Source organism: Lentzea terrae (assembly GCF_003265345.1).
In the GTDB taxonomy this organism is placed as follows: domain Bacteria; phylum Actinomycetota; class Actinomycetes; order Mycobacteriales; family Pseudonocardiaceae; genus Lentzea; species Lentzea terrae.
Window position 1 is genome coordinate 108,681 of sequence record NZ_QFWW01000034.1, and the last position, 25,143, is coordinate 133,823.

General features: G+C 68.7%; 20 protein-coding genes. 10 read left to right on the forward strand and 10 right to left on the reverse strand.

The annotated features are described in order from the left end of the window. Positions 1-3 precede the first annotated feature (3 nt). The gene (locus tag DI276_RS42260; RefSeq protein ID WP_157985310.1) at positions 4-1,575 is read left to right on the forward strand and encodes an alpha/beta fold hydrolase; all 1,572 of its coding nucleotides are present in this window, start codon (positions 4-6) and stop codon (positions 1,573-1,575) included. 40 nt (positions 1,576-1,615) lie between these two features. On the opposite strand, the gene DI276_RS42265 is transcribed toward DI276_RS42260, so the two are convergent. Further along, a complete protein-coding gene (locus tag DI276_RS42265; RefSeq protein WP_112274567.1) occupies positions 1,616-1,987 on the reverse strand; it encodes a DoxX family protein in 372 nt (123 codons plus the stop codon). A 14-nt stretch (positions 1,988-2,001) separates the two neighbouring features. Next, positions 2,002-2,676, reverse strand: coding sequence for an SDR family NAD(P)-dependent oxidoreductase (locus DI276_RS42270; RefSeq protein ID WP_112274839.1), 675 nt, complete (start codon positions 2,674-2,676; stop codon positions 2,002-2,004). Positions 2,677-2,768: 92 nt separating this feature from the next. Here DI276_RS42270 and DI276_RS42275 point away from each other — a divergent pair, with 92 nt between their 5' ends. Then, positions 2,769-3,425, forward strand: a complete 657-nt coding sequence (locus tag DI276_RS42275) for a TetR/AcrR family transcriptional regulator (protein WP_112274569.1) — start codon at positions 2,769-2,771, stop codon at positions 3,423-3,425. Here DI276_RS42275 and DI276_RS42280 read toward each other — a convergent pair whose 3' ends face one another. Further along, positions 3,426-4,643, reverse strand: a complete 1,218-nt coding sequence (locus DI276_RS42280) for a serine hydrolase domain-containing protein (RefSeq protein WP_112274571.1) — start codon at positions 4,641-4,643, stop codon at positions 3,426-3,428. It lies immediately after the preceding gene. Between the two features lie 250 nt (positions 4,644-4,893). Between DI276_RS42280 and DI276_RS42285 the strand changes: the two genes are divergently transcribed. Beyond that, entirely contained in the window at positions 4,894-7,650 is a 2,757-nt protein-coding gene (locus DI276_RS42285) for an ATP-binding protein (protein WP_112274573.1), read from the forward strand. Positions 7,651-7,809: 159 nt separating this feature from the next. Here the strand turns inward: DI276_RS42285 and DI276_RS42290 are convergent, their stop codons facing one another. Beyond that, on the reverse strand, positions 7,810-8,757 hold the full coding sequence (locus DI276_RS42290) for an MASE1 domain-containing protein (protein ID WP_198681249.1): 948 nt from the start codon (positions 8,755-8,757) through the stop codon (positions 7,810-7,812). A 207-nt stretch (positions 8,758-8,964) separates the two neighbouring features. On the opposite strand from DI276_RS42290, the gene DI276_RS42295 reads away from it, so the two are divergent. The 3 genes from DI276_RS42295 to DI276_RS42305 are packed head-to-tail and all read left to right on the forward strand — an operon-like array spanning position 8,965 to position 13,605. Next, on the forward strand, positions 8,965-9,621 hold the full coding sequence (locus DI276_RS42295) for a quinone oxidoreductase family protein (RefSeq protein ID WP_112274585.1): 657 nt from the start codon (positions 8,965-8,967) through the stop codon (positions 9,619-9,621). Between the two features lie 34 nt (positions 9,622-9,655). After that, on the forward strand, positions 9,656-11,794 hold the full coding sequence (locus DI276_RS42300) for a molybdopterin oxidoreductase family protein (protein ID WP_112274587.1): 2,139 nt from the start codon (positions 9,656-9,658) through the stop codon (positions 11,792-11,794). Positions 11,795-11,823: 29 nt separating this feature from the next. Next, the gene (locus DI276_RS42305) at positions 11,824-13,605 is read left to right on the forward strand and encodes an AMP-dependent synthetase/ligase (protein WP_112274589.1); all 1,782 of its coding nucleotides are present in this window, start codon (positions 11,824-11,826) and stop codon (positions 13,603-13,605) included. A 175-nt stretch (positions 13,606-13,780) separates the two neighbouring features. Here the strand turns inward: DI276_RS42305 and DI276_RS42310 are convergent, their stop codons facing one another. The 5 genes from DI276_RS42310 to DI276_RS42330 form a co-directional block, all read right to left on the reverse strand. Further along, the gene (locus tag DI276_RS42310; protein WP_045314629.1) at positions 13,781-14,764 is read right to left on the reverse strand and encodes a LacI family DNA-binding transcriptional regulator; all 984 of its coding nucleotides are present in this window, start codon (positions 14,762-14,764) and stop codon (positions 13,781-13,783) included. Between the two features lie 218 nt (positions 14,765-14,982). Then, positions 14,983-15,801: an ABC transporter permease gene (locus DI276_RS42315; protein WP_112274591.1), complete on the reverse strand. Its 819-nt coding sequence runs from the start codon at positions 15,799-15,801 to the stop codon at positions 14,983-14,985. Further along, positions 15,798-16,694 carry an ABC transporter permease gene (locus tag DI276_RS42320; protein WP_112274593.1) on the reverse strand — a complete coding sequence of 299 codons (897 nt, stop codon included), beginning with the start codon at positions 16,692-16,694 and terminating at the stop codon, positions 15,798-15,800. The genes DI276_RS42315 and DI276_RS42320 overlap by 4 nt, the downstream gene beginning before the upstream one ends. After that, positions 16,691-17,761, reverse strand: coding sequence for an ABC transporter ATP-binding protein (locus DI276_RS42325; RefSeq protein WP_232837295.1), 1,071 nt, complete (start codon positions 17,759-17,761; stop codon positions 16,691-16,693). Before DI276_RS42325 ends, DI276_RS42320 begins: the two co-directional genes overlap by 4 nt. Then, the gene (locus DI276_RS42330; protein WP_112274595.1) at positions 17,758-18,951 is read right to left on the reverse strand and encodes an extracellular solute-binding protein; all 1,194 of its coding nucleotides are present in this window, start codon (positions 18,949-18,951) and stop codon (positions 17,758-17,760) included. Before DI276_RS42330 ends, DI276_RS42325 begins: the two co-directional genes overlap by 4 nt. A 193-nt stretch (positions 18,952-19,144) precedes the next feature. Between DI276_RS42330 and DI276_RS42335 the strand changes: the two genes are divergently transcribed. Beyond that, positions 19,145-21,220 (forward strand): PQQ-dependent sugar dehydrogenase, encoded by a 2,076-nt coding sequence (locus DI276_RS42335; protein WP_232837296.1) that lies wholly within the window; start codon positions 19,145-19,147, stop codon positions 21,218-21,220. A 152-nt stretch (positions 21,221-21,372) separates the two neighbouring features. Continuing rightward, complete coding sequence (locus DI276_RS42340; protein ID WP_112274597.1) at positions 21,373-22,560, forward strand: glycosyltransferase; 1,188 nt, start codon at positions 21,373-21,375, stop codon at positions 22,558-22,560. Between the two features lie 40 nt (positions 22,561-22,600). On the opposite strand, the gene DI276_RS42345 is transcribed toward DI276_RS42340, so the two are convergent. Then, positions 22,601-22,924, reverse strand: coding sequence for a hypothetical protein (locus tag DI276_RS42345; RefSeq protein WP_157985311.1), 324 nt, complete (start codon positions 22,922-22,924; stop codon positions 22,601-22,603). 263 nt (positions 22,925-23,187) lie between these two features. Between DI276_RS42345 and DI276_RS42350 the strand changes: the two genes are divergently transcribed. Both DI276_RS42350 and DI276_RS42355 read left to right on the forward strand, forming a co-directional pair. Beyond that, complete coding sequence (locus DI276_RS42350) at positions 23,188-23,415, forward strand: ribbon-helix-helix domain-containing protein (protein ID WP_112274601.1); 228 nt, start codon at positions 23,188-23,190, stop codon at positions 23,413-23,415. 136 nt (positions 23,416-23,551) lie between these two features. Continuing rightward, entirely contained in the window at positions 23,552-25,126 is a 1,575-nt protein-coding gene (locus DI276_RS42355; protein WP_112274603.1) for an FAD-binding oxidoreductase, read from the forward strand. Positions 25,127-25,143: the final 17 nt, after the last annotated feature.

Consider the following 25,143-nt stretch of genomic DNA (forward strand, 5'->3'; position numbering starts at 1 on the left):
GCGGTGAGGAAGCGTTGGGGCGCGGCGGCTTTGGTCGCCCCGCTGTTCATGTCCCTGGTGGGAACGGCCCAGGCAGTGCCGGGGCCGCTGGACGAGTACTACAACCAGACCGTCGCGTGGGCGGAGTGCCCGGCGGGCTGGGTGAACCCGTCGACGGGCATCGAGTGCGCCACGGTCATCGTGCCGATGGACTACGCCAACCCGGAGAACGGCAACCTGGAAATCGCGCTGTCACGCCGGAAAGCGGCGGATCCGGCCCGCCGCAGAGGCGTGCTGATGACCAACCCCGGCGGTCCCGGTGGGTCCGGTTTGGGCGCGGTGCACTGGTTCAACGCGCAGACGGACGTGCTGAAGATCTACGACGTCATCGGCATGGACCCGCGCGGTGTCGGCCGCTCGACGCAGCTCCGGTGCATCGCCACGCCCACGGACGACGAGTTCCCGACCCGTCCGACCAACAACCAGCTGCAGAACTGGACCGACTACGCCCGCTCGGTCGAAGGAAACTGCGCGCGCGGCGGCGGCGAGATGCGCCGCTTCGTCACCACGATGAACACCGCACGGGACATGGACGTCATCCGCGGTGCCATGGGAGAGAAGAAGATCTCCTACGTCGGCTACTCCTACGGCACCCAGCTCGGCTCCGTTTTCGGCTCCATGTTCCCGAAGTCGCTCGACCGCAACGTCCTGGACTCGGCGCTCGACCCGTTGAAGACGTGGCACGAGCAGGACACCGACGTGGTGGACGCGATCACCGACAACCTGAAGAAGTGGACCGAGTGGACGGCCGCCCGCAACGGCACCTACAAGCTGGGCGCGACGCCGGCCGCTGTGCGCGGTGAGCTCGACGCGATCGCGGAGAAGCTGAAGGCCGGCCCGTTCGGCGGCTACGCGGATGTCTCGTCGTTCGACTACGCCGTCGGTGCCACCCGCTACCGCCGCTCCTGGGCCGCGTTCGCCCGGCACATCGCCTCGATCAAGGCCGGTGCTTCGGACGCTTCCGAGGCCTCCGCGATCGTCTCCGCGTTGCGCCGCGGCGACATCGAGCCCACCTCGTCCGGCGTGTACCAGGCCGTGACGTGCGAGTGGAACTGGTCCACGGACGTGAACACCTACTACAACGACATGAAGCGTTGGCGCGACACCAACCCGTACGGCGGCACCGTCGACTACATGGCTCCGACCAACTGCTCGTTCCGCTCGTTCGAACGCCCGGAGCCGATCCCGGCGATCACCCGGCAGTACCCGGCCGGCATCGTCATCAACTCCGACGGCGACACCCAGACGCCGCTGGCGAACGGCCGGGTCATGGCCGAGCACCTCAACGTGCCGCTGATCAACGTGTCCAACGACGGCCAGCACGGCCACTACGCCTTGCGCCGCAACGCCTGTGTGGACGCGCTGGTCAACAAGTACCTGGTGTCGGGCATCCTGCCGGCGTCGCGGGTCACCTGTGCGGGCACGGACATCGCGGAGAACGTGCCGCCGGGCGAGGCCGTCACGATGGGCGTGCAGTCCGCGCGGCCGTTGAGCGACGTCCTCAGCGAGATCGCGGCGGAAACCAAGCCGTACTGACGGTGGGCGAGGGAGCTCCCGTGCGGGGGCTCCCTCGCTCTCAGATCGCGTACGGCCCGAACCGGCCCCACGCGACGAACGCCGCGGCGATCAGCAGGACCACGTTGACCACAATGCCCTGCATTTCCTTGCGGCGCCCGTGCACGACCACGGCCGCCAGCATGATCACCACGAGGCCGACGGCGGCCAGCGGGGTGAGCACGGGGGCGATGCCGGTCGCGGCGGGCAGGACGAGACCCAGCCCGGCGGCCAGCTCGCTCACGCCGATGAGGCGGACGACGGGCATGGAGAAGTCGTCGACCCACGGCATTTGCTTGAGGAGTTTCTCGCGCGGCTGCGTCGACTTCGTGATGCCTGCCATCAGGAACAGCGCGGCCAGCAAACCTTGCACGATCCACAGAGCAATGTTCACTTCGAGGTGCCTTTCTAACGGGTGAAGACGCGTTCGGCGTCGTCGCGGTGGACGTGCAGGTCCCAGTAGACGGGGGCGATCTCGTCGGCCGTGGCCGTCGGGGCTCCCGGCGGGCCGTCGGTGCCGATCCACACTCCGATGGCGACGTGCGCGGCCTGGACGCCGGTGCCGGCCAGTTCCTTGTGCAGGTTGAGCACCCAGTTCCGCAACGCAGCGGCGGCGGCGTTCGCGTTGCCGAGCATGGGCAGCGGATCGATCGAGCCCGCGCCGGTGCTGTAGAGCAACGTGCCTGCGCCCGCCTCGCGCATCGCGGGCAGCACCGCCTGCGTGGCCGTGATGGCGCCGTAGAACAGCAGTTCCAGCTCTCGCTGCACGTCCGCCGGCGTGGTCTGCGACGGGACGGTCAACGTCGTGGTGGCGATGGTCCCGGTGGGTGAGTACTCCAGCACGTCGATGCCGCCGAAACGCGCGGCGGCGTCCTTGAGCGCCTGCGTGAGGGCCTCGGGGTCGCGTACGTCCGCGGCGAACCCGGCAGCGGTGATGCCCTCCGCTTCGAGCGTGCCGGCCAGGTCGTCGAGTTTGGCCTGGTTGCGCGCGACTAGGGCGACGTCGAAGCCGCGGCTGCCGAAGGTGCGGGCGATGGCCAGGCCCATCCCCGGCCCGGCTCCGACGATGGCGATGGTCGGCATGTCCACTCCTATCCGGAAAGGCCTATCCGTTTCCGTCGCGGCCAGCGTAGCACCGAAGTGGATAAGCCTTTCCGGTTGGTAGGCTCGGAGGTGTGAACAGCCCATGTCTGCGCAGCGACGCGGAACGCAACCGCGCGCGGATCATCGCGGCCGCGCGCACGGTGTTCGCGCGCGACGGTCTGGGCGCCTCCATGGCGTCGGTCGCGCGCGAGGCGGAGGTGGGCATCGCGACGTTGTTCCGCCGCTTCCCCACGAAGGAAGAGCTGGTCGCGGCCGTCTTCGCGGACCGCATGGACGCCTACGCCCGTGCCGTCGCGGTCGCCCTCGAAGACCCTGACCCCTGGCACGGGCTGGTCGGCTACATCGAGACCGTGTGCGAGATGCAGGCCGCCGACTCCGGCTTCGCCGACGTGCTGACCATGACCTTCCCCGCCGCCAAGTGCCTGGAGGACCGTCGCCGCGAGGGGTACGAGGGCATCGTGCGGCTCATCGACCGGGCCAAGGCCGCGGGCAGCCTGCGCGAGGACTTCACCCCCGAGGACCTCGTGCTGGTGTACATGGCCAACGCCGGCGTGGTCAACGCGACCGGCGACGCCGCCCCCGACAGTTGGCGCCGCGTCGTGGCCTTGCTGATCGAGTCCTTCCGGGCCCCTGGTCGCGGTCCACTGCCCGACGCGCCCGAGCCTCGCGCCATCTACCGGGCCATGCTGCGCGCCGGGCAGGCGTGCCGCGGCGCGCAGGAGCGCTGATCAGGCGAACCAGGTGCCGCCGCTGCGCCGGTAGCCCAGCGCGGAGTACACGGCGTCCACAAGGGACTGTCCGCGCGCGTTGGCGGCGAGTCCCGGGCCCTGCTTGTTCATCGCGTAACCGAACGAGATCCGCGCCTTCGGGTCGGCGAACCCGAGTGAGCCGCCCATCCCGGTGTGCCCGAACGCCTCCTCGGACATCAGCAGGCCTTCCGCGTCGTTCGGCGGCAGGTAGGAGTTGTCCACCTGCTTCTGGAACCCGAGGGCGAACCGCGACGGCACGCCCACCACGACGTCGAGGCCGGACACCACGACGTTGGACATCTGCGGGATCTGCTCCGGTTCGACCAGCCGCACGCCGTTGTACTCACCGCCGAGCGCGAGCGGCCGGTACATGCCGGCGAGCCCGCGGGCGTTGGAGATGCCGCCGATCGCGCCCATCTCGGCCGTGTGCGCGGCGCGCGAGTCCGACTCGCCCGGCGCCATGTAGCCGCCGTTGTTGAGCAGCATCAGGCCGGGCATCGACTCGGGCTGGGTCATCGCGGTGACGAACAGCGACGGCAGCAGGATGCCCGGCTGCGTCGGGTCGACCGGGATCGTGTGCGCGACATGGGGTTCGAGGTCCTCCGGCAGGCCCATCCAGAAGTCGAGGCCGAGCGGGCCGGAGACCTCCTTCTCGAAGAACTGGCCGAGCGTCAGGCCGGTGACGCGGCGGACGATCTCGCCGGCCAGGAAGCCGAACGTCAGGCCGTGGTAGCCGTGCCGGGTGCCGGGCTCCCAGAGCGGTTTCTGGGCGGCGAGCGTCGAAGTGACGAGTTCCCAGTCGTAGAAGGCGCCGGCGGGCAGCCAGTCGGTCAACGCGGGCAGGCCGGCCTGGTGCGACAGGACGTGCCGGACGAGCGTCGCGTCCTTGCCCTCGGCGCCGTACTCCGGCCAGTAGCGAGTGACCGGCGCGTTGAGGTCGAGAGCGCCGCGCGAGGCGAGGATGTGCGCGCACAGAGCGGTGGCGGCCTTGGTGCACGACCACACGTGCACGATGGTCTCCTCGGACCACGGCTGGCCGGTGACGGGGTCGGCCACACCGCCCCAGAGGTCGACGACGGGCTCGCCCTCGAGGGTCACGTGCACGGAGGCGCCCACCTCCCCGCGCTCGGCGAAGTTGCGTTCGAACTCGGCACGCACCTCCGCGAACTGCGGGGCACAGGTTCCCTGGATCGACATTGACCCTCCTCGTCGGCGGGATCGGCGGTTGCCTTTAGGGCATCACTGAGAGGAACCACGGATTAGTAGGGAACACTTAGCGGCTAACGTGTCCGGCCTCACACAGAGCAGCAGTGCTACTCAGAGTGAGTGATCGCGTACGGAAAGCGGCTCTTGCCGGGTCAAGACACCCACATGGAAGACTCAGCGCTGCTCCGCCGAAGCTCGCCGGGAGGCCGTCATCGTCGACACTCCGCTCCGTGCCGCGATCGTGGGACGGGAACCGGAACTGCGCGCCGTGCTCGACTGCGTCGACTCCGCGCCCGCGACCGGCCTCGTCGTCGTGCAGGTGAGCGGGGAGCCGGGCATCGGCAAGACCAGCCTGCTCGCGGAGCTCGCCCGCCGGCTGCGGGAACGGCACTGCGGCGTGCTGACGTCGGCGTCGGACGTGCTCGGCAAGCGCATCCCGTACGGGGCGGTGGTGGCGTTGATCCGCTCGCTCAGCGTGCCTGCGCCGCTGGACAAGATCCGCGCGGATGCCTTGGCGGCGCTGGAGATCTCCGTGACCGAGGACTCCGGCGCGTGGTTCGGCCGCGCGTGCGATCGCGTGGTTCGCCTGCTGACGGAACTCACCGCGACGCGCCCGGCGGCGTTGCTGATCGACGACCTCGACCACGTCGACGACGACTCCCTGGCCCTGCTCACGTTGGTGCTGCGCCGGGTCTCGGCCGCCCCGCTGGTGCTGATCACCGCGAGCCGTGCGCACACCAGCGAACCCGGCGCCGAGCACCTGCTGGACCGGGTGGAACAGCACGCGGAGGTCATGCGGCTGGCGCTCGCCCCGCTGTCCGGCGCGGATGTCGCGCGGATCGTCGAGTCCGTCCTGCAGACCGCCCCGGACGACGCCCTCGCCCGCGAGGTCCAGCAACGATCCGACGGAAACCCGTTCTTCGTCACCGAGATCGCGCGCTCGCTACGGGAACTCGAGCTGGTGACGGTCGACAACAACCGGGCGCGGCTGGCCGTCTCGCCGGACGCCATCCGCCTCACGCGCCGCGAAGCCGTCCTCCGGAGGGTCGCACCGCTCGAGAACGACACACGGCTCGTTGCACGCGCCGTCGCCGTGTTCCGCAGAGTCCGACTCGACCAGATCTCTTTGCTGGCGCGCGTTGCGAGTCTTCCGGAGTCAACGGTCGTGGCCGCGTTCGACGAGCTTCTGCGCGCGCACATCGTGGTGCACGACGACGATCGCGGCTATCGGTTCTCGCACGCCCTTGTCGGCGAAGCGCTCTACCACGAGGTGGGCCCGGCCCAACGCCGCCACCTGCACTCGCTGATTTCCGCGCGGCTGCTGGAAGATCGCGCGCAGGGCCTGCCGGTCGACCTCCTGCAACTCGCCTGGCACCTCGCCGAGTCCGCTGCGCCCGGCGACCGCGTGGCCGTCGGCGTCCTGGCCGAGGCGGCTTCCGTCGCCCGTGCGACCGCCCCCGAAACCGCGGCCGCCCTGTGCGCCCGAGCCCTGCAGTTGTTGCCGCGCAACGCGCCTGAACGTGCCGAGCTGCTGGCGTTGCAGTGCCGGGTGCTGGCCAGAGCATCTCGTCCGGCCCTGGCGATCGAACCGGGTCTGGCCGCGCTGGAGTCGTTGGAACCTGGGCAAGAACGCACACGCGTTGCCACCGCGGTCATCTCGTCGTTGTTCTCCGTCGGCCGCACGGCAGAAGCGATGGAACTGGCCGATGGCGAAGTCGCGCGCGGTTCAGTCCCTGCTTCGTTGGAAGCCCAACGCGCCGTGCTCATGATCTACAACAACCGCCACGACGACGCCGTGTCCGAGGTCGCGCGCGTTGAGGCGTTGCCCATCAGCTCGCCGGCCGAAGGCGTGATCGTCTTCGAGCACCTGGCCATGCTCAGTTCGTTGCTCTTCCAGCACGACCGCACCGTCGAGTACGCCAACCGCGCTCTGGCCTGCAGCGACGGCCAGCCGATGCTGGAGCTGCAGGCGTTGTCGGTCTGCGCGTCGATCACTGCGCTCGCGGGTCTCGTGCACGACGCGTCGTGGCGGGTCCGCAGAGCCGAGGAACTCGTCGACCAGGTCGGCTCACACGGTTTCCGCGCCGAACGGGCCGCCTCACGGGTGGCGCTCGACTGGCTGGGCGGCCGGTGGGACGCGGCACTCGACGGCATCGGGCGCTGGCTCCCGGACGTCGAAGCCGCCCAAGCAGACCAGGCTCTCGGTGTGCTGCACGCGATCGAGCTCCACATCCGCACGTGGCGCGGCGAGCTCGACGTCGCCGCCCGCCTGGCCGCGCTGCCGGCACCGCAGTCGGTCAACATCTCGAAGCTGCACGCCGCCGCGCTCGCCGAGTACCTGATCGCGCGCGGGGAGGTCGACGAGGCCTACACGTTGCTTGGCAACGCCATCGGCTCACGGCTGGAGTCCGCCTACTCGTGCGTCCTGGTCGCCCGCATGATCGAGCTCGACCAGGAACGAGGGCAGTCCCAGCAGGCCTTGGCAGCGCTGGACCGGCTGGCCGCGGTGTCGTCCACCCGCGTCTCACCCTGGTCGCGCACGACGATCCGGCGCGTGACCGGCGTGGTGCGGCAGGACGCGGACCTGTTGCGGGAGGCGGTCTCCGAGGCCGCGCTGGGCGGGCTGGAGTTCGAGAAGGCCCGCGCGCAGCTCGCGCTCGGCGAGGCCTCTGCCGACGAGGTGCCGACCCTGGTCGAGGCCTACACGGCGTTCCAACGGCTCGGCGCGCACGGGTTGCGGCGCCAGGCAGGCAACCGTTTGCGCACGCTGGGAGCCAAGGTCCCACGGGCGCGCTCGAAGGCGCCGGGGCTGCTGACCGAGGCCGAGGAGAACGTGGCGCGGCTGGTGCAGCAGGGCATGCGGAACCGGGACATCGCGGCCGCGTTGCACTACAGCCCGCGCACGATCGAGGTCTACCTGTCCCGCATCTACGCCAAGCTGCACGTGTCCTCACGGCTGGAGCTCGCCCGCGTGCTCGACGCCATGCAACAACGTTAGTGCCGTGACCGCCAACCTTCACCGCGTCTTCGACGCTCAGCAGGGCGCCTCGCGGCACCGGCCCCGCGCCCACAGCCAACCAGGATGAGGACGCGGGGCCGGCACCGCGAGGCACCCGTCTGACCGCCGAATACGGGGCAAAGGCTGGCGGTCACGGCACTAAGCAGGCGGGGAGACCCGGCCGATTCGTTTGCGCACGCCATCCTGCTGGTAGCGCGCAACGGTTTCGGCAAGCTGCTCGCACGCGCGCTCGATCGCCTGGCGGGCCTGGTTCCGCTCGCTCGTGATGGCGCTCAGGATCAACCCGGTCAGCGCCACCGAACCGTTGAACGCCTGCAGCACGATCATCGTCGTCAGCAGGTCGGTCTGCGCGAAGTGCCCGCTGGCCGCGGACATCACAGCGGCCACGGAGATGATCGCGGCGCACGGGGCGGCGATCGCGAGCTGGAACCGCAGGGCCGCCCAGATCAGCATCGGGAACACCAGGAACAGCAGTCGTGACTCCGAGAGGGTCACGAACGAGGCGAGGAACGCCGTGACGACCAGCAACCCGGCGGCCTCCGCGAGTCGGCGCGGCGGAGCGTGCCAGTGCCGGGGGAGCGTCAGCAGCAGCGGCGTGAACACCAGGACGCCCATCGCGTCGCCGGTCCACCACACCGCGAACACAGCGGGCATCTCGTGCCACGGGATCATGCCGTCGGCCTTCAACGCCAACGCGCCGATGAGCGCGCTGATCAGCATCGCGCCCAGTGCGCCGGCGAACACGAGCAGCAGCGCGTCCTTCAAGCGGTCGAGCTGCGGCCGGAACCCGAAGCGCCGCAGCAGGTACCAGGCGACCAGCGGCGCGGCGGTGTTGCCGACGGTGATCACGGCGATCGCGCCGGGTCCCGCGCCGAGCGCGATGTTGGCGGTCAACGCGCCGAGGGCGATGCCCGGCCAGATCCGGCCGCCCGACATCAGCAGCGCCGCGACGGAGATCCCCGTGGGCAGCCACAGTGGAGTGACCTGGCCCTTGACCAGCGCCAGGACCAGCCCCACCTTCGCCGTCGCGTAGTAGGCGACCGCGACGGCGAGGATCGTCGTGGTGGTGCGCAGTGCGGCGTTCACCGGCACATGCTCCACCCGTGCACACCGGTCCGCCAGACCTCGCGACGGGGCGTACCCGGTCGGACTCACTCCGTAGGTCCGTACCAGTCGGTTCCGCTGAGCAGGTGCTGAAGCGATCTGCGCGAGGGCAAGCCGAAGGCTCTGAGCTGCGCTGACGCTTAGTTGTCGTGGAAGCCGCACTACAGCCCGTCGCCACGAGGACGTGAGATGGACTACATGCGCACAGCCGAGGCGGTCGACGAGATCCGGGTCGAGGACGGCGGACGGCGCGTGGTGGTGGTCGCCGGTCGCCTCCACCTGCCGGTCTCCGCGGGTGTGACCGACGACCAGGCGCTGACGCTGGCCAGAGCGGGCACCACGGCCTGGCACCTCCTCCGCACGTGCGCGCACCTGCGGCCGGACGAGTCGATCGTCGTGCACGACGCCGCGAGCGAGGTCGGCGCGATCGCCGTCCAGCTGGCCCGCAGTTTCGCCGCCGGACGTGTGATCGCCACCGACTCCAGCCAGGCGCGCCGGCGCAAAGCGATGAAGCTAGGCGCCGACGTGGTCGTCGACTCCGGCCAGGACGGCATGGCCGAAATTCTGATCCAGGCGAACGAGGGCAAGCAGGTCGACGTCGTGCTCGATCCAGGTGGCACGTTGAAAGCCTCATTGGACGCCCTCGCGCCGTTCGGCCGGATCGTCTGCTACGGCGCTGACCAGGACGAATCCATCAAGCTGACCGGTCTGCTGGGCGGCTCGCGCGCGGTCATCGGGTTCCGCTTCGAGCACACCCTCGACCGGCCGGACATGATCGCGAGGGCTGTCAGTGAGCTGTTCGGGTTGACCTCGGCTGGGCGATTGCGTCCGATGGCAGCTGACTAGTACCCGTTGGTAATAAAGCCGGACAAGGGGACCAATGAGCACCGTGTTCACGACCTGCCCGCTCTGCGAGGCGACGTGCGGGCTGGAGCTGACGGTCGAGGGCGATCGCATCACGAAGGTGCGCGGCGACCGTGCGGACGACTTCAGCAAGGGCTTCATCTGCCCCAAGGGCGCCTCCCTCGGCACGCTCGACGCCGACCCGGACCGCCTGCAGGCCCCGCTGATCAAGCGCGACGGCGAGTTCCAGGAGGTGACCTGGGACGAGGCCTTCCGCTACATCGACGAGCGGCTCAAGGACTTCCCCGACCGCGACTCGATCGCGATGTACCTGGGCAACCCGGTCGTCCACTCGCTCGCCGGCGGCCTCTACGCGGGTCCGCTGCGCAAGGCGCTGGGCAGCCGCAACGTCTTCACCGCCAGCACGGTCGACCAGATGCCCAAGCACGTCCAGTGCGGCCACATGTACGGCAGCATCTTCTCGATCCCGGTGCCGGACATCGACCGCACCGACTTCATGCTGGTGCTCGGCGCGGACCCGTTCTCGTCCAACGGCAGCCTGTGGACCGTTCCGGACGTGCCCGGCCGGTTCAAGGAACTGCAGAAGCGCGGCGGCTCGTTCGTCGTCGTCGACCCGCGCCGCAGCCGCACGGCACAAGCCGCCGACCAGCACATCGTGATCCGGCCGGGCACCGACGTGTTCCTGCTGCTGGCGTTGATCCACGAGCTGTTCGCGCAGGATCTGGTCAACCTCCGCGAACTTGCCGAGCACGTCACCGACCACACGGCGATTCGCGCGCACGTGGCCGCGTTCAGCCCGGAGGCCGTCTCCGAACGGACGGGGATTGACGCTGAGGCGATTCGCGCGTTGGCCCGGCAGTTGGCCGACGCCGAACGTGCGGCGGTGTACGGGCGTATTGGCACGACGACGGTCGAGTTCGGCACGGTCGCGTCGTGGGCGGTCGACACGCTCAACATCCTCACCGGCAACCTCGACCGGCCCGGTGGCGTGATGTGGCCGTTGCCCGCGCACAGCAAGCGCGGATCGGGCCGGGGCAAGGGTTTCGGCATCGGCCGCTGGCACAGCCGGGTCAAGGGGCATCCCGAGGTGATGGGGGAGTACCCGGCCGTCACGATGGTCGACGAGATCGAGACGCCCGGCGAGGGCCAGGTCCGGGCGCTGTTCACGATCGGCGGCAACCCCGCGCTGTCGTTGCCGAACTCGGCGCGCGTGAACGAGGCTCTGTCCTCACTGGACTTCGTGGTCAGCGTTGATCCGTACCTGAACGAGACCACCCGGCACGCGGACGTCATCCTGCCGACGCCGCCGCCGTCTCGCCGTGACCACTACGACATCGCGTTCCTGAACAACTCCGTGCGCAACGTCGTGAAGTACTCGCGCGCGGCGATTCCGTTGGAGGAAGGCAGGGTCGACGAGACGGACATCTTCTTCCGGCTCGCCACGATCTTCAGCGGACTTGGCCCGTCCGCGGATCTCGACGCCATCGCCGCGATGCAGCTCGCCGGTCTGAAGCAGCAGCTCGGCGTCGACTTCGAGCCCGAGGGCGAGACGCGCGAGGAACGGTTGCTGGACCTCAAACTCCGCACCGGCCCGTACGGGGTTTCCTTGCGGCAGTTGCTGGACAACCCGCACGGCATCGACCTCGGCCCGCTCACCTCGCGACTGCCGGAGATCCTGCGGACCGTGTCCGGCCGGATCGAGCTGACGCCTGAGCCGATCATGAACGACCTGCCGCGCGTGCTGACGGCGTTGCAGACGCCGGAGATCGACATGGTGCTGGTCGGCCGCAGGCACCTGCGCACCAACAACTCCTGGATGCACAACGTGCCCGCGCTGGTGAAGGGCAAGCCGTTGTGCACGCTGCTGGTGAACTCCGGTGACGCCACGCGGATCGGACTGGTCGACGGCGCGACCGCTCAGGTCACCTCGCGCGTCGGCAAGATCGAGGTGCTGGTCGAGGTCACCGACGACATCGCGCCCGGCGTCGTGTCGATGCCGCACGGCTGGGGCCACGACCAACCGGGTACGCAGTTGACCGTCGCGCGCGAGCACGCCGGCGTGAACGTCAACCTCCTCACCGACGACCTCCGCATCGACCCGCTCTCGGGCACCGCCGTGCTGAACGGCACCCGCGTGCAGGTCGTGCCCGCCTGAAAATCCCCCCGACGTGCCTAGGAGCCGCCATGACCGCCGCAGTCAGCAGCCCCAACGCGGTGCAGACCGTCCGCCGGATAGCCGACCTGCCGTTCCTCGCGGAGCAGGCCTACGGCGACGCGGTGGCGTGGCGGTTCAAACGGCACGGCGAGTGGCGCGAGCAGACCTACGCCGAGGTCGCCGAGCAGGTGCTGGATCTCGCGTCCGGGTTCGTCCACGCCGGACTGAAGGCGGGCGACCGGGTCTGCGTGCTGGCGAACACGCGTCCCGAGTGGACGGCGGTCGAGCTGGCCGTGCTGGCGGCGGGTGGCATCGTCGTGCCGATCTACCCGTCGAGCACGGCGGAGGAGATCGCGTGGGTGGTCGGCGACTCCGGCGCGTCGATCGTGGTGGCCGAGGACGAGTCCCAGTGCGTGAAGGTCGAGGTCGTCCGGCCGGAACTTCCTGAGCTGCGAACAGTTTTCACGATTGAACCTGCCGCTGACCGCCCGACCCTGGCCGAGTTGCAGGACACCGGCCGCACCTCACCGCTGGCCGCCGAGCTGGACTCCCGTCGTGCCGCGATCAAACCGGAAGACCCGAGCCTGATCATCTACACCTCCGGCACCACCGGGCCGCCCAAGGGCTGCATCCTGACCAACGCGAACTGGGTCGCGTTGTGCCGGGTCGCGGAAGAAGCCCGCATCGACGCGATGACCGGCACCGTCTACCTGTTCCTGCCGCTGGCACACGTTTTCGCCCAAATAGTCATGTTCGGCACGATGTACCGCGGTGGCGCGCTCGCGTACTTCGGCGGCGACATGACGGCGATCGTGCCGGAGCTGGCGGAGGTCCGGCCGACGTTCCTGCCTTCTGTGCCGCGAATTTTCGAAAAGATCTACACGTTCGTCACGTCGGCCGTGCCACCGGAGCAGCTCGGTCAGGCGGTGACGCTCGGGCTCGAGGTTCGGCGTCGCCGTGCCGTTGGTGAACCTGTTCCTGCCGAGATGGCTGCGGCTTTCGAGCAGGTCGACGCGCTGTTCGCCAAGGTGCGGGCGGTGTTCGGCGGACAGCTCGTGCAGGCGTTGTCCGGCGCCGCGCCGATCTCGCGCGAGGTGCTGCAGTTCTTCCACGCGGCCGGAGTGCCGGTGCTGGAGGGCTACGGCATGACCGAGTCCACCGCGGTCGGGACGATCAACACGTTGACACGTTTCAAGCTCGGTTCCGTTGGCGCGTCCGGAGTTGCGGGCCTGGAGATGTCGCTCGGGGAGGACGGCGAGCTGCTGATGCGCGGCCCGCACGTGTTCGCGGGCTACTGGCGCAATCCCGAGGCGACCGCTGCCACGATCCAGGACGGCTGGCTGCACACCGGCGACCTCGGCGAGATCGACGCGGACGGTTTCGTGACGATCACGGGGCGCAAGAAGGACATCATCATCACCGCGGGCGGCAAGAACATCGCGCCGGCCAACGTGGAGAACGTGCTGCGCCAGTCCCGCTGGATCTCGCACGCCGTCCTGTTCGGCGATCGCAAGCCCTACTGTGTGGCGCTGATCACACTCGACGCCGACGAGATCGTGCCGTGGGCGACGGCGCGTGGCTTGCCCGGTGATGTCGAATCTTTGGTGGGTCACCCAGACGTGCGAGCGCTCGTGCAGGAAGTTGTTGACGAAGCGAACTCGCACTTCGCCAGCGTTTCCCAGGTGAAGAGGTTCGTGCTGCTCAGCCGCGATCTGTCCCAGGAGGAAGGTGAGCTCACCCCGACGCTGAAGGTCAAGCGGAACGTGGTGCACCGCCTTCACTCTGCGTTGTACGAAGGGCTCTACGGGTAACCCGTACGTACGAGAAATCCAAAAACAGGTACATCCACCCTGGCGCATTCGGTCCGGTCAGGGCAGAGTGGAGAACCAAGCGGCGCTAGGCCCCCTCCCCCCTCGGGCCCAGCCGCTTCGCGGCCCCGGCTCACGGCGTACTCCCCCCAGACGCCCTTGCCGGGGCCGCCTTGCATTACTTGCGAGGTGGCGTAGTAGTTCCGCGCACGATGAGTTGGGTTTCGGCCACGATCTGCGGAACTTCCGTGTTGTCCGAGTCGAGCCAGTCGAGCAACAGGTTCACGGCCGTGCGTCCCGCCTGCGCCACCGGCATTGCCACCGTTGTCAACGCGGGCGAGCACAGCGCCGCGTACGTCAGGTCGTCGAACCCGGTCACCGACACGTCACCGGGCACCGAGATACCGCGGTCCCGCAGCCGCGCCAGCACGCCCAGCGCCATGATGTCGTTGTAGGCGACGATCGCTGTCGTGTCGGCCGCCACGGCCAAGTCAGCGGCCTGCAAACCGCCTTCGTAGCGCGGCGCGAACGGTCCGAGATCCACCAGGTCGACACCGTGCTGGGCAACCGCTGACATCAGGCCCCGGCGACGCTCCTGGTTGGACCACGAGGTGCGCGGCCCGTTCAGGTAGGCGATCCGCCGGTGTCCCAACGCGACGAGGTGGTCGATGATCGCGTGCATGCCGCCGGCCGAGTCCATCAACGCGGCCGGCACGCCGGGCAGGCGCCGGTTCAGCAGCACCAGCGACGTCGCGCCGGCCACCTCGTAGACCTGCGAGTCCTCCAGGCCCGGCGCGCACAGCACCACGCCGTCCACCTGCTTGGCCATCGCGTGCACGAGCTTGGCCTCGGCGACCGGGTCCTCGTCGCTGTCCGCGACGAACACCGCGTAGTCGGCCTGCATCGCCCGCGCCTGCACGGCCTTGAGCACGCCCGTGAAGAACGGGTTGTCGAGGTCGGGCACGACGATGCCGATGTTGCCGGTCTTGCCGGTGATCAGCCCTCGCGCGGCCCGATTGGGCTGGTAGCCGAGGTCGGAAGCGGCAGCCAGCACCCGTGATCTGGTCTCCGGGCGCACCAGCTCGGGGGATGTCAGCGCACGCGAAACGGTGGCGACCGATACGTGCGCCCTGCGTGCCACGTCGCGGATGGTGACTGCCACTTGTACCTCACCCTCGAACTGCCGGTTGAAACAATCATGACGGGTCAGGTGTTCGGGCCTGCCCAACAGGTCCGTGTCCGCGATAGCCGGGGCTGAGGTGGCCCCTGGCGGCACGGGCGGCCGACCCACATACAACACCGGTATGCGGGTCGGCCGCCCGCACCACCAGGAACCACCTCAACCGCGACTCTCATCGAACGAGACCTGTTGGGCATGCCCTAAGCCGTGTCCTTGAGCCTGGTGACGAGCTGCGTCGGGTTCACAAACCTAAGCGCGATCACCAGCAGCACCAACATCGACCCCGTGTAGATGACGGCCATCGAGTCGACCATCTGCTGTGGCCGGATGCCCGCCGACGACATGGCCTCGTACAGCGACACGACCAGGGTCTGGCTGGTCGGTCCCGCGGTGAGGAACGTCAGTTCGAACATGCCCACCGTCCGCACGAGCACCAGGATCGATGCTGCCAGGATGCCCGGTACCAGCAACGGGGCCAGCACGCGGGTGAAGATGGCGAACGTGTTCGCGCCGCACATCCGCGCCGCCGACTCGATCTTCGTGTCGATCTGCTCGATGAACGGCGTCATCGTCAGCACCACGAACGGCACGGCCGGCACGAGGTTCGCCGCGATCACGCCGAACATGCTGCCTGCCAGCTGGAACTTGTAGAGCACGGTGGCGAGCGGGATGCCGTACGTCATCGGCGGCATCAGGATCGGCAGCAGGAACAGGACGTTGAGCAGCTTCTTGCCGGGGAAGTTGCGACGTGCCAGTGCGTAGGCCGTAGGAACTCCGATGAGGACGGAGATGACCACGACCGCGATCGCGACCTGGAAGGTGACGGTCAGGACGTCGAGCAAGCGGTAGTCGCGCCACGCCTCGCCGTACCACTTGCCTGTGTAGCCGTTGGGCAGCCACGTGCCGAACCAGCTCTCCGCGAACGAGTTCGTGACGACCGCGCCGACGATGCCGACCAGGTTCACCATGAAAAACGCCAGTGCGCCCCACGTGAGCCAGACGACCGGACGTGCTTTCATCCCTTGCCTCCCGTCGCGCCGCGGTAGAGCGTCGTGCGCCAGATCAGCACCACGCCGATCACGATCAGCATCACCAGCGCCATCAGCATCGCGATCGCCGAGCCCATCGCGAAGTCGTTGTCCCGCAACGCTGTTTCATACGCGGCGATCGACATCACGTGGGTTTCGCCGGCCGGGTTGCCGACCATGACCGCCGAGGGGAACACCGAGAACGCGAGCACGAACGACAGGCAGAACGTGACCGCGAGCCCCGGTGCCAGCAACGGCATGGTGATCGTGCGGAAGCGTTGTCTCCTGGACGCTCCCAACGTCGCCGCCGCCTGTTCCAGCGTCGGGTCGATGCCGGAGAGGTACGACAGCGTGAGCAGGAAGGCGAACGGGAAGCCGGTGATGATCAGTGAGAACAGCACACCCCAGTAGTTGTGGGTGAGCTTCGCCGGTTCGTCGGCGCCCAGCGCCAGCCAGATGCGGTTGAACCACCCCGTCGGGCCGAAGAACGCGAGCAGTCCCTCCGCCGTCAGCACCGTGCCGAGCGTGATCGGGATGACCAGCAACGTGGTGAGCGCTCGCTTGCCGCGGAACCTGCCCCGCATCCGGAACGCGATCGGGATGGACGCAAGCACGTTGAACAGCGCCGCGGGCAACCCGAGCCGGAGCGTGATCCAGACGGTCTCCGCCAGGTACTCGTCGGAGAAGAACGTGATGTAGTTCTGGAACGGGTTGCCGCCGCCTTTCGGCTGGAACGACAGCTGCAGCCCGTACAGAAACGGGTAGACGAACAGGAGGATGACGAACACCGCGCCCGGCACCAGCAGCCACAGGACGCGGTCGACGCCCTTCTCGGCCAGCCGGTGCCTGACCGAGGCTTTCGGTTGCTCAAGCGTCGCCGTCACGAGAACACCAGCACACGCTCGACCGGCACCTTCAGCCTGATGGTGTCGCCGGGTGCGAGCCGCGAGTTCGTGCGGATGTGCAGCGGCGAGCCGTTGCGCAACCGGGCTTCCACCGCCTGCTCGCGGCCGTGGTACTCGACGATCTCCACCACCGCTTCGAGAGTGTTCTCGCCGACTTCGCTCACCACGGTGAAGTCTTCTGGCCGGACCGCGGCGACGGCTTGCCCGGTGAGTTCTTCCCGTTTGACGCCAACGAGTTTGATGCCGTCATCGGTGTGGACGGTCGCGTGCTCGCCTTCCTGGGACGTGACGTCGACCGGGATCATGTTGCGGTAACCCATGAATCCCGCCACGTACTGGTTGACCGGGTGCGCGTAGACCTCCTCCGGCGAGCCGACCTGCTGCACCTCGCCGAGCCGCAGCACCACGAGGCGGTCGGCGAGGGCCAGCGCCTCCTCCTGGTCGTGCGTCACGTAGACGGTCGTGAGGCCGAGTGACTGGTGCAGCCGACGGATCTCCGTGCGCATTTCGAGCCGCAAAGCAGCGTCCAGGTTGGACAGCGGCTCGTCCATGAGCACCAGCGGCGGTTCCAGGACGATCGCACGGGCGATCGCCACACGTTGTTGCTGGCCACCACTCAGCTGCGCCGGGAACTTGTGCTGGTGCTCCTCGAGCTGCACGAGCCGCACGGCCTCGTCCACCCGCCGCTTCAGCTCGGCCTTGGGCGTCTTGCGCATGGACAGCCCGAACCCGATGTTGCGCCGCACCGACATGTGCGGGAACAGCGCGTAGTTCTGGAAGACCATGCCGAACCCGCGCTTCTCCGGCGGCAGGTCGTCGATGCGCTTGCCGTCCAAGGTGATCCGACCGCCGGTCAACGGCAGCAGCCCCGCCAGGCAGTTCAACGCGGTGGACTTGCCGCACCCGGACGGCCCGAGCAGGGCGACGAACTCGCCGCCCTTGATCGTCAGGTCCATGCCCTTGAGGGCAACGGTGTCCCCGAACGCGCGCTGCACGTGGTCGAGGTGCAGCTCCGCGAAGCGTTGTCCAGAGATGTGCGAGGTCACTTCTTGCCGATCTCTCGGTCCCACCGCTGGAACGCCTTGACCTGCTGCGCGGCCGGCAGCGACGTCTCCTTCGGGTTCTCCGCGATCAGCTTGTCGTACTCGGGCCGCCCGAACTTCGCGATCGCGTCCTGTGACTCCTGCGGCGCCATCTTGAGCGTCACGTCCTTGACGGCGGGACCGGGGTAGAAGTAGCCCTTGTCGTACGCCTTCGCCTGCTGCTTGGGGTCCAGCATGAACTTGACCAGCGCCAGGTTCGCCGACAGCACGTCGCCTGATACGCCCTTGGGCACCACCGCGTAGTGCGCGTCGGTGACCCAGTGGAAGCCCTTGAACGTCGCGATCTTCATGCCCTCCGGCACCGAGCCGAGCACGCGCGGGTTGATGTCCCAGCCTGTGGTGGACGCGACCATCCACGACGTGCCGTTCGCCAGGTTCTTCATGACGTCGGTCGTGCCGCCGGGGTAGTTGTCGACGTACTGGCCGAGCTCCTTCAGGTACGCCCAGGTCTTCTCCCAGCCCTTTTCCGGGTCCTTGGGGTCGGAGTCGCCCAGCAGGTACGGCAGTCCCATGAGGAACGTCCTGCCCGGACCGGAGTTCGCGGGGCGCGCGTACTGGAACTTGCCGGGGTTGGCCTTGGCCCACGCGAGCAGTTCGGCCGGAGAGGTCGGAGGTGTGGGCACCTTGGCCGGGTCGTACTCCAGCAGCGGGCCCGCGGGGTAGTAGGTGACGGCGACGCCCTGGCCCTGGGCGAGCTTCTGCATCTCCCACGCGGGCGGGAGGTAGGTCTTCTCGAGGTCCGGCAGCTTCGCCGAAAATCCGGGGAGCAGTTCGTAGACCAGTTTTTGCTCGATGACCGACGACAATCCGTCGGTACCGGTCAGCACGAGGTGGGTCTGGGAGGTGCCGGAGTTCTGCTCGGCCTTGAGCTTGCCCGGCATGTCCGGCGCGGTCGCCTTGGTGTAGTTGACCTTGCTGACGTGGTCGGGGTTCGAGCGGACGAACTCGTCGATCATGCCCTGGGTGAGCTGCAGGTTGCCGGCCACGTCGAGCACGTTCAGCTCGACCGGTTTCGACGGCTTGTCCGGGACTGTCGTGGGTGCGTTCTGCGCCTGCGGGGCTTCCGGCGCACCACACGCCGTCACGACCAACAGGGCGGGGATGACGAGCTGTAACTTCCTTGTCCAGCGCATCTCGTGGCTCCCTAACTGACTCTGGACCTGGCGCTCGAAAACGTTTACGGTTTTTCTGTAACGGTCGAATGCCTACACCTGGTCTCCACAGTGAGTCAACAGATTGCGAGCATTCCTCCGATGACTGGCCCGCCGCCCGGTCGAACGCACTGCCGCCGCACAACCCATCCCCGAACGAAAGTGGGAGGCTCCTGTGGCACCCCGTTCCCGGCGGTTGCTGGTCGCCAGAACCGGCATCCTGGCCACTGCGCTCGCAGTGGCGGTGACCTCGCTCGTATCCGCCGCGCCGCACGCGGCCGCCGCGGATGTCCTGCTGTCCCAAGGCAAGCCCGCGACCGAGTCGGCGTCCGGCGGTGCGAACTACGCACCGAAGAACGCCGTCGACGGCAACTCGGGCACGCGCTGGGCCAGCAAGTCGAACACCGACCCGGCCTGGATCCGCGTCGACCTCGGCGCGTCCGCGAACATCAGCCGGGTCCGGCTGCAGTGGGACCTCTCGTGCGCCAAGGCGTACCGGGTCGAGACCTCTGAGAACGACTCGAGCTGGACGGCCATCCACACCACCGCCGACGGCAAGGGTGGGGTCGAGGACCTGACGGTCACCGGGCGGGGCCGTTATGTCCGGGTGTACGGCACGACCCGTTGCCGCACCGGCACGTCGTACGGCTACTCCTTGCAGGAGTTCCAGGTCTTCGGCAACAGCGGCCCCGTCGACGGTGAGCCGCCGACACCGCCGTCGAACCTCGTCGCGTCCGACATCAAGCACGACTCGGCGAAGCTGACGTGGAAGGCCGCGACGGACAACGTCGCCGTCGTCGCGTACGACATCTACAACCTCGGTCAGTTCCAGAAGTCCGTGCCGGGCACCGACCTGACGACGGTCATGACCGGCCTGAAGCCCAACGTGAACTACGGCTTCTACGTCAACGCGCGCGACGCCGCGGGCAACGTCTCGCAGGCCTCGAACACGGCGGAGTTCAAGACCCCGCCGGCGCAGGACGACCCGATCCCGCCGACCGCGCCGAAGAACCTCCGTTCGACCGGCGCGACGGCGAACTCGGCGTCGCTCGCGTGGGACGCGGCGACGGACAACGTCGGCGTGACCCGCTACGAGGTCTACACGGGAGCGACGAAGGTCGGTGACGCGACCGGCACGTCCGCCACGATCGGCGGCCGCACGGCGAACACCGAGTACACCTTCACCGTCAAGGCTTTCGACGCCGTCGGCAACGCCGGCCCCGCTTCCAACGCGGTGACGGTGCGCACGAAGTCCGGCGGCGACCAGGTCGGTGCCGTCACGCAGGTCGCGAGCGACAACGACGTGCCGTGGGGCCTCGCGTTCCTGCCCAACGGCGACGGCATCTACTCGCGCCGCGACGCGCAGGACATCGTGAAGATCACGCCGTCCGGCCAGAAGACCACGCTGGGCAAGGTTCCTGGTGTGAGTGGCACCAACGGCGAGGGCGGCCTGCTGGGCATCGAGCTCTCGCCGACGTTCGCCGCGGACGGCCTGATCTACGTCTACCACACGTCTTCCAGTGACAACCGGATCGTGCGGGCGAAGATCGAGGGCAACTCGCTCACCGGCTGGACGACGCTGCTGACCGGCATCCCGCGCAACAAGTTCCACAACGGCGGCCGCATCCGCTTCGGTGCGGACGGCAAGCTCTACGCGGGCACCGGCGACGGTCAGAACAAGAGCACGCCGCAGAACAAGCAGTCGCTGGGCGGCAAGGTCCTGCGGCTGAACCCGGACGGTTCCGCGCCGGCGGACAACCCGTTCTTCGGCGAGGGCGGCAACGCCCGCTACGTCTGGACCTACGGCCACCGCAACGTCCAGGGCCTCGCCGTGGACTCGCAGGGCCGCATGTGGCAGGCCGAGCTCGGCGACGGCACGATGGACGAGGTCAACCTGCTGCAGAAGGGCGGCAACTACGGCTGGCCTTCGTGTGAGGGAACTTCCGGCTCCTGCGGCGGTTTCATCGCGCCGAAGAAGACCTTCTCGGTCGGCTCCGCGTCCCCGTCGGGTCTCGCGATCGTGAACGACGTGCTGTTCCTCGCCGCCCTGCGCGGCGAACGCCTGTACCGCATGACGATCAACGGCTCGTCGGTCGGCACCACCACGTCGCACTTCCAGGGCACCTACGGCCGGCTGCGGACGCCCGAGCCTGCTCCGGACGGTTCGCTGTGGGTCACCACGTCCAACGGTGACAAGGACTCCACAGCGGGCAACAGCAACACCAGGCTCTTGAAGGTCGCGCTGAACTAGCTCTCGTACGAACGGAAGAGGCCCCGGACATCACGTCCGGGGCCTCTTCCCACTTCAACATATAGCGCACAGGGGGCCTTGCGGCAAGACCCCGTTCATGCCGCACACTCTGCGACCTCAGCAGGAATCAGTGAGGACTGGGGAGTCGCGAAGTGCGTGTTGTGCTGGCCGGGTACGGATCGCGTGGAGATGTGGAACCGCTGATCGCGCTGGCGGTGGCGGTGCAGAACGCGGGCGCGGAGGTGGTGGTGTGCGTGCCGCCGGACGAGGAGTTCGTTACCCGCCTGGACGAGTTCGGCGTGCCGTTCGTCGCGTTCGGACAGTCGGTGCGCGACCTGGTGACCAGCCGCCCCGTGGACCCGCCGCGCGTTGCGGCAGCGCTGGTCGACGAGTGGTTCGGCCCGGTCGCTCGTGCGGCCGAGGGAGCTGACGTGCTGGTGGCGTCCGGCCTGATGCCCGCCGGTGCGCCGACGGTCGCCGAGCAGTTCGGCCTCCGGTACGTGCTTGCGGCGTTCCACGACATCTCGCTGCCGTCGCCGCACCGCGCGCCGGGTCAGCGGCCGGGCAAGCCGTTCCCGCCGGGGGAGACCGACAACCGGGTGCTGTGGCGCATCGACGCGGAGAACGTGAACGCGATGTACGGCCCGGCGCTCAACACCCACCGTGCGGCGCTCGGCCTGCCGCCGGTGGACAACGTCCGCGACCACGTCTACGAGGGCCAGCTGTTGCTGGCGGCGGATCCGGTGCTCTGGCCGGTGCCGGAGCTGACGAATCTCGAGGTCACGCAGACCGGCGCGTGGATCCTGCCGGACTCCCGACCGCTCTCGCCCGAGCTGGAGGCGTTCTTGGCCGCCGGTGAGCCACCGGTGTACGTCGGCTTCGGCAGCATGCCGATGCACGCCTCGAAGGACGTCGGCCAGGTAGCGGTCGACGCGGTCCGCGCGCAGGGCCGTCGGGTGCTGCTGGCTCGCGGGTGGGCCGGCCTGGCCGAGCTCTCCGGTGACGACTGCTTCGTCGTCGGCGAGGTCAACCAGCAGGCGCTGTTCCCCCGAGTCGCCGCCGCTGTGCACCACGGTGGCGGCGGCACGACGACGACCGCGGCACGTGCCGGTGCGCCTCAGGTGCTCGTGCCGCAGATGGTGGACCAGCCGTACTGGGCACGGCGGGTGGCCGACCTCGGCATTGGGGCGGCGCACGACGGTCCGACACCGACGTTCGAGTCGTTGTCGGCCGCGCTGAAGACGGCACTGGACCCGGAGACTCGGGTTCGCGCGGCCGAGGTGGCGGCCCAGGTCCGGGCGGACGGGGCGGCGGTGGCCGCGAAGTTGTTGGTCGGCTAGAGAAACGCCTTGAGGGGCACCCGCGCGGTGCCCCTCATCGTCAGGCGGGTCGAGCCCGCCATCGGCGCACGAAGATCGTCGTGACCACGTACGTCAGAAACACCAGCTGCGCACCGGTCAGAGCCGCTGTCGCCCACACCGGCGTTCCCTCGGGAAGTGTTCCCAACGCCAGTGTCGGACCGGCCACGCCACCAACGGCGGCAACGGCCAACGACATCGAGTCGGTCAACTCGTGCAACCGGCTCGACGGCCCCTCGACGTGCACGGCATTGTCAGCGAACTCGATGCGCAGCTGTGCCGTGTCGCCAGGCTCCTCGTTCGGCTCCGGCTCGCCCACTTCCGGAGTCACAACACCTGTGCTCACAAGTGTTCCTTTCACCCCCTGGCGCAACCATTGCGCCCAATCTGAGCGCGGCGGCCAGATGGACCTCGGCGGTGTCTGAGTCGGACACCGCGTCACGCAACGCCAGCCGGAGGCCAGTCCCCCCGAACTCGGCCTGCAGCCAGTGCTTGCGCACGGTCCACCCCATGAGCATAGCGCTGCGGCCGACCGCAAAGTCAACCGATTTGCCACATTTTCTGTGTCAAAAAGTGGCCGAGGATGTGTTGATCTGCGAGGATGGAGGCATGACTCAGCAGGACAAGCCGGCCGTCGTCGAGCGGGTCAACGTCGCGTTGATCGCCGACTCCGCCGCAGCGCTGGGCAAGCTCCAGGCGCGCACCGGCATGAAGAAGGTCGACATCGTGAACCGGGCCGTGCAGCTTTACGAGTTCCTCGAAGCGGAGATGCGTGAGGGCAAGGAACTCGTCGTGCGGGACCCGGACGGCATCGACCGCCTGGTCAAGATCTTCTGACGAAGACAACCAGACGGTGGAGAACTCCACCGGACGGTGGACGCCCACGTTCCACCGCTGTTTCAGCAGCCGGGCTGATGCGTGCCGAGCCGTGCGATTGGGAGGTTGAAGACCTCACAGTCGTAAGGAGCGAGGCATGCGAGAAAACCAGGTGAGCCGGCGCGGCCTGCTCGCCGGCGCGGGCGCCGCGGCGGTCGTGCTGGCGGCGGGCCGGGGCGAGGCGGCAGCGGAGACCAGTGCAGCGGTGATCGTGCGCCCCGGCGACTCCCGCTACGAGAACCTGTTGCGCGGCAACAACTTCCGCTTCGTCAACCGGCCGGACGAGATTCGCGTGGCCGCGTCGGCGGACCAGGTGGTGCGGGCGGTGCGGGATGCGGTGCGCTCAAACCGGCGGATCGCCATGCGCAGTGGCGGGCACTGCTTCGAGAACCTCACCGCGGGCCAGGACGTCCGGCTGTTGCTGGATCTTTCGCCGATGAACGCGGTCGGGTACGACGCGGGGAAGCGGGCGTTCTTCGTCGAGCCGGGAGCGACGCTGGGCCAGGTGTATCGGGCGTTGCTCACCGGCTGGAACGTGACGATCCCCGGTGGCGGTTGTCCCGAGGTCGGTGCGGGCGGCCACATCGCGGGTGGTGGGTACGGGCCGTTGTCGCGGCGGTACGGGTCGGTGGTGGATCACCTGTACGGCGTGGAAGTCGTGGTGGCAGACGGCCGCACGGTCACGGCCACCCGCGAACCGGATGACCCGAACCGCGACCTGTGGTGGGCGCACACCGGGGGCGGCGGTGGGAACTTCGGTGTGGTGACGCGGTACTGGCTGCGGTCGCCGGGAGCCACCGGCGGGCCGGGGCAGCTGCTGCCCCCGGCGCCGAAGGAGATGCTGCAGCACGTCATTTTCTGGTCGTGGGAACACCTCACCGAGCAGACCCTCGCGAGACTGATCCGCAACTTCGGCGAGTGGCATGAACGCAACAGTGCGCCCGGTGCAAGAGAAGCCGGGGTGTACGGGATTCTCGAGGCGTCGCACCGCACGGGCGGCACTGCGTTCCTGTCCGTGCAGCTCGACGCGGGGCTGCCGGACGCCGACGGCCTGGCAACGCGGTTCGTCGAGGCGGTGACCGCGGGCGTCGACGTGCCCCGCGCTCTCGATCTGCGGCGCACGATGCCGTGGCTGCACCGGATGACGTGGCCGGGCACCGGTGAACCGGGTGACGTGCTCACCCGGCGCTACAAGATCAAGACGGGCTACCTGCGCCGCCAGTTCACCGAGGCGCAACTCGCAGCCGTGTGCCGCAACCTCACGAACGACGGTGTGCCCGGAGGCAGTCTGCTGCTCGTCGGTTACGGCGGCCAGGCCGGCGCGGTGGCGCCCGATGCCACCGCGATCGCCCAGCGCGACGAGGTGATGAAGGCGGTCTACCAGGCGATCTGGGCCGACGAGGCCGACGACGCGGCCAACCTGGCCTGGGTGCGCAACTTCTACCGTGACGTGTACGCCGAGACCGGTGGCGTTCCGGTGCCCAATGACGTCAACGACGGTTCGTACATCAACTACGCGAACGCCGACCTCGCCGATCCGGCGTGGAACACCTCGGGGGTGTCCGCGCAACGGCTCTACTACAAGGACAACTACCCGCGCCTGCAACGGGTGAAGGCGAAGTGGGATCCGCGCAACGTCTTCCGGCACTCCCTGTCCGTGCAGCCGCAGTAGATTGGCGGCCGGGGGAG

Bases quoted from the DNA above. Each gene is read 5' to 3' on its own strand.
- DI276_RS42305 (WP_112274589.1), top strand. From the start codon at position 11,824: ATGACCGCCGCAGTCAGCAGCCCCAACGCGGTGCAGACCGTCCGCCGG.
- DI276_RS42330 (WP_112274595.1), bottom strand. From the start codon at position 18,951: ATGCGCTGGACAAGGAAGTTACAGCTCGTCATCCCCGCCCTGTTGGTC.
- DI276_RS42315 (WP_112274591.1), bottom strand. From the start codon at position 15,801: ATGAAAGCACGTCCGGTCGTCTGGCTCACGTGGGGCGCACTGGCGTTT.
- DI276_RS42280 (WP_112274571.1), bottom strand. From the start codon at position 4,643: ATGTCGATCCAGGGAACCTGTGCCCCGCAGTTCGCGGAGGTGCGTGCC.
- DI276_RS42350 (WP_112274601.1), top strand. From the start codon at position 23,188: ATGACTCAGCAGGACAAGCCGGCCGTCGTCGAGCGGGTCAACGTCGCG.
- DI276_RS42355 (WP_112274603.1), top strand. From the start codon at position 23,552: ATGCGAGAAAACCAGGTGAGCCGGCGCGGCCTGCTCGCCGGCGCGGGC.
- DI276_RS42300 (WP_112274587.1), top strand. From the start codon at position 9,656: ATGAGCACCGTGTTCACGACCTGCCCGCTCTGCGAGGCGACGTGCGGG.
- DI276_RS42270 (WP_112274839.1), bottom strand. From the start codon at position 2,676: ATGCCGACCATCGCCATCGTCGGAGCCGGGCCGGGGATGGGCCTGGCC.
- DI276_RS42295 (WP_112274585.1), top strand. From the start codon at position 8,965: ATGGACTACATGCGCACAGCCGAGGCGGTCGACGAGATCCGGGTCGAG.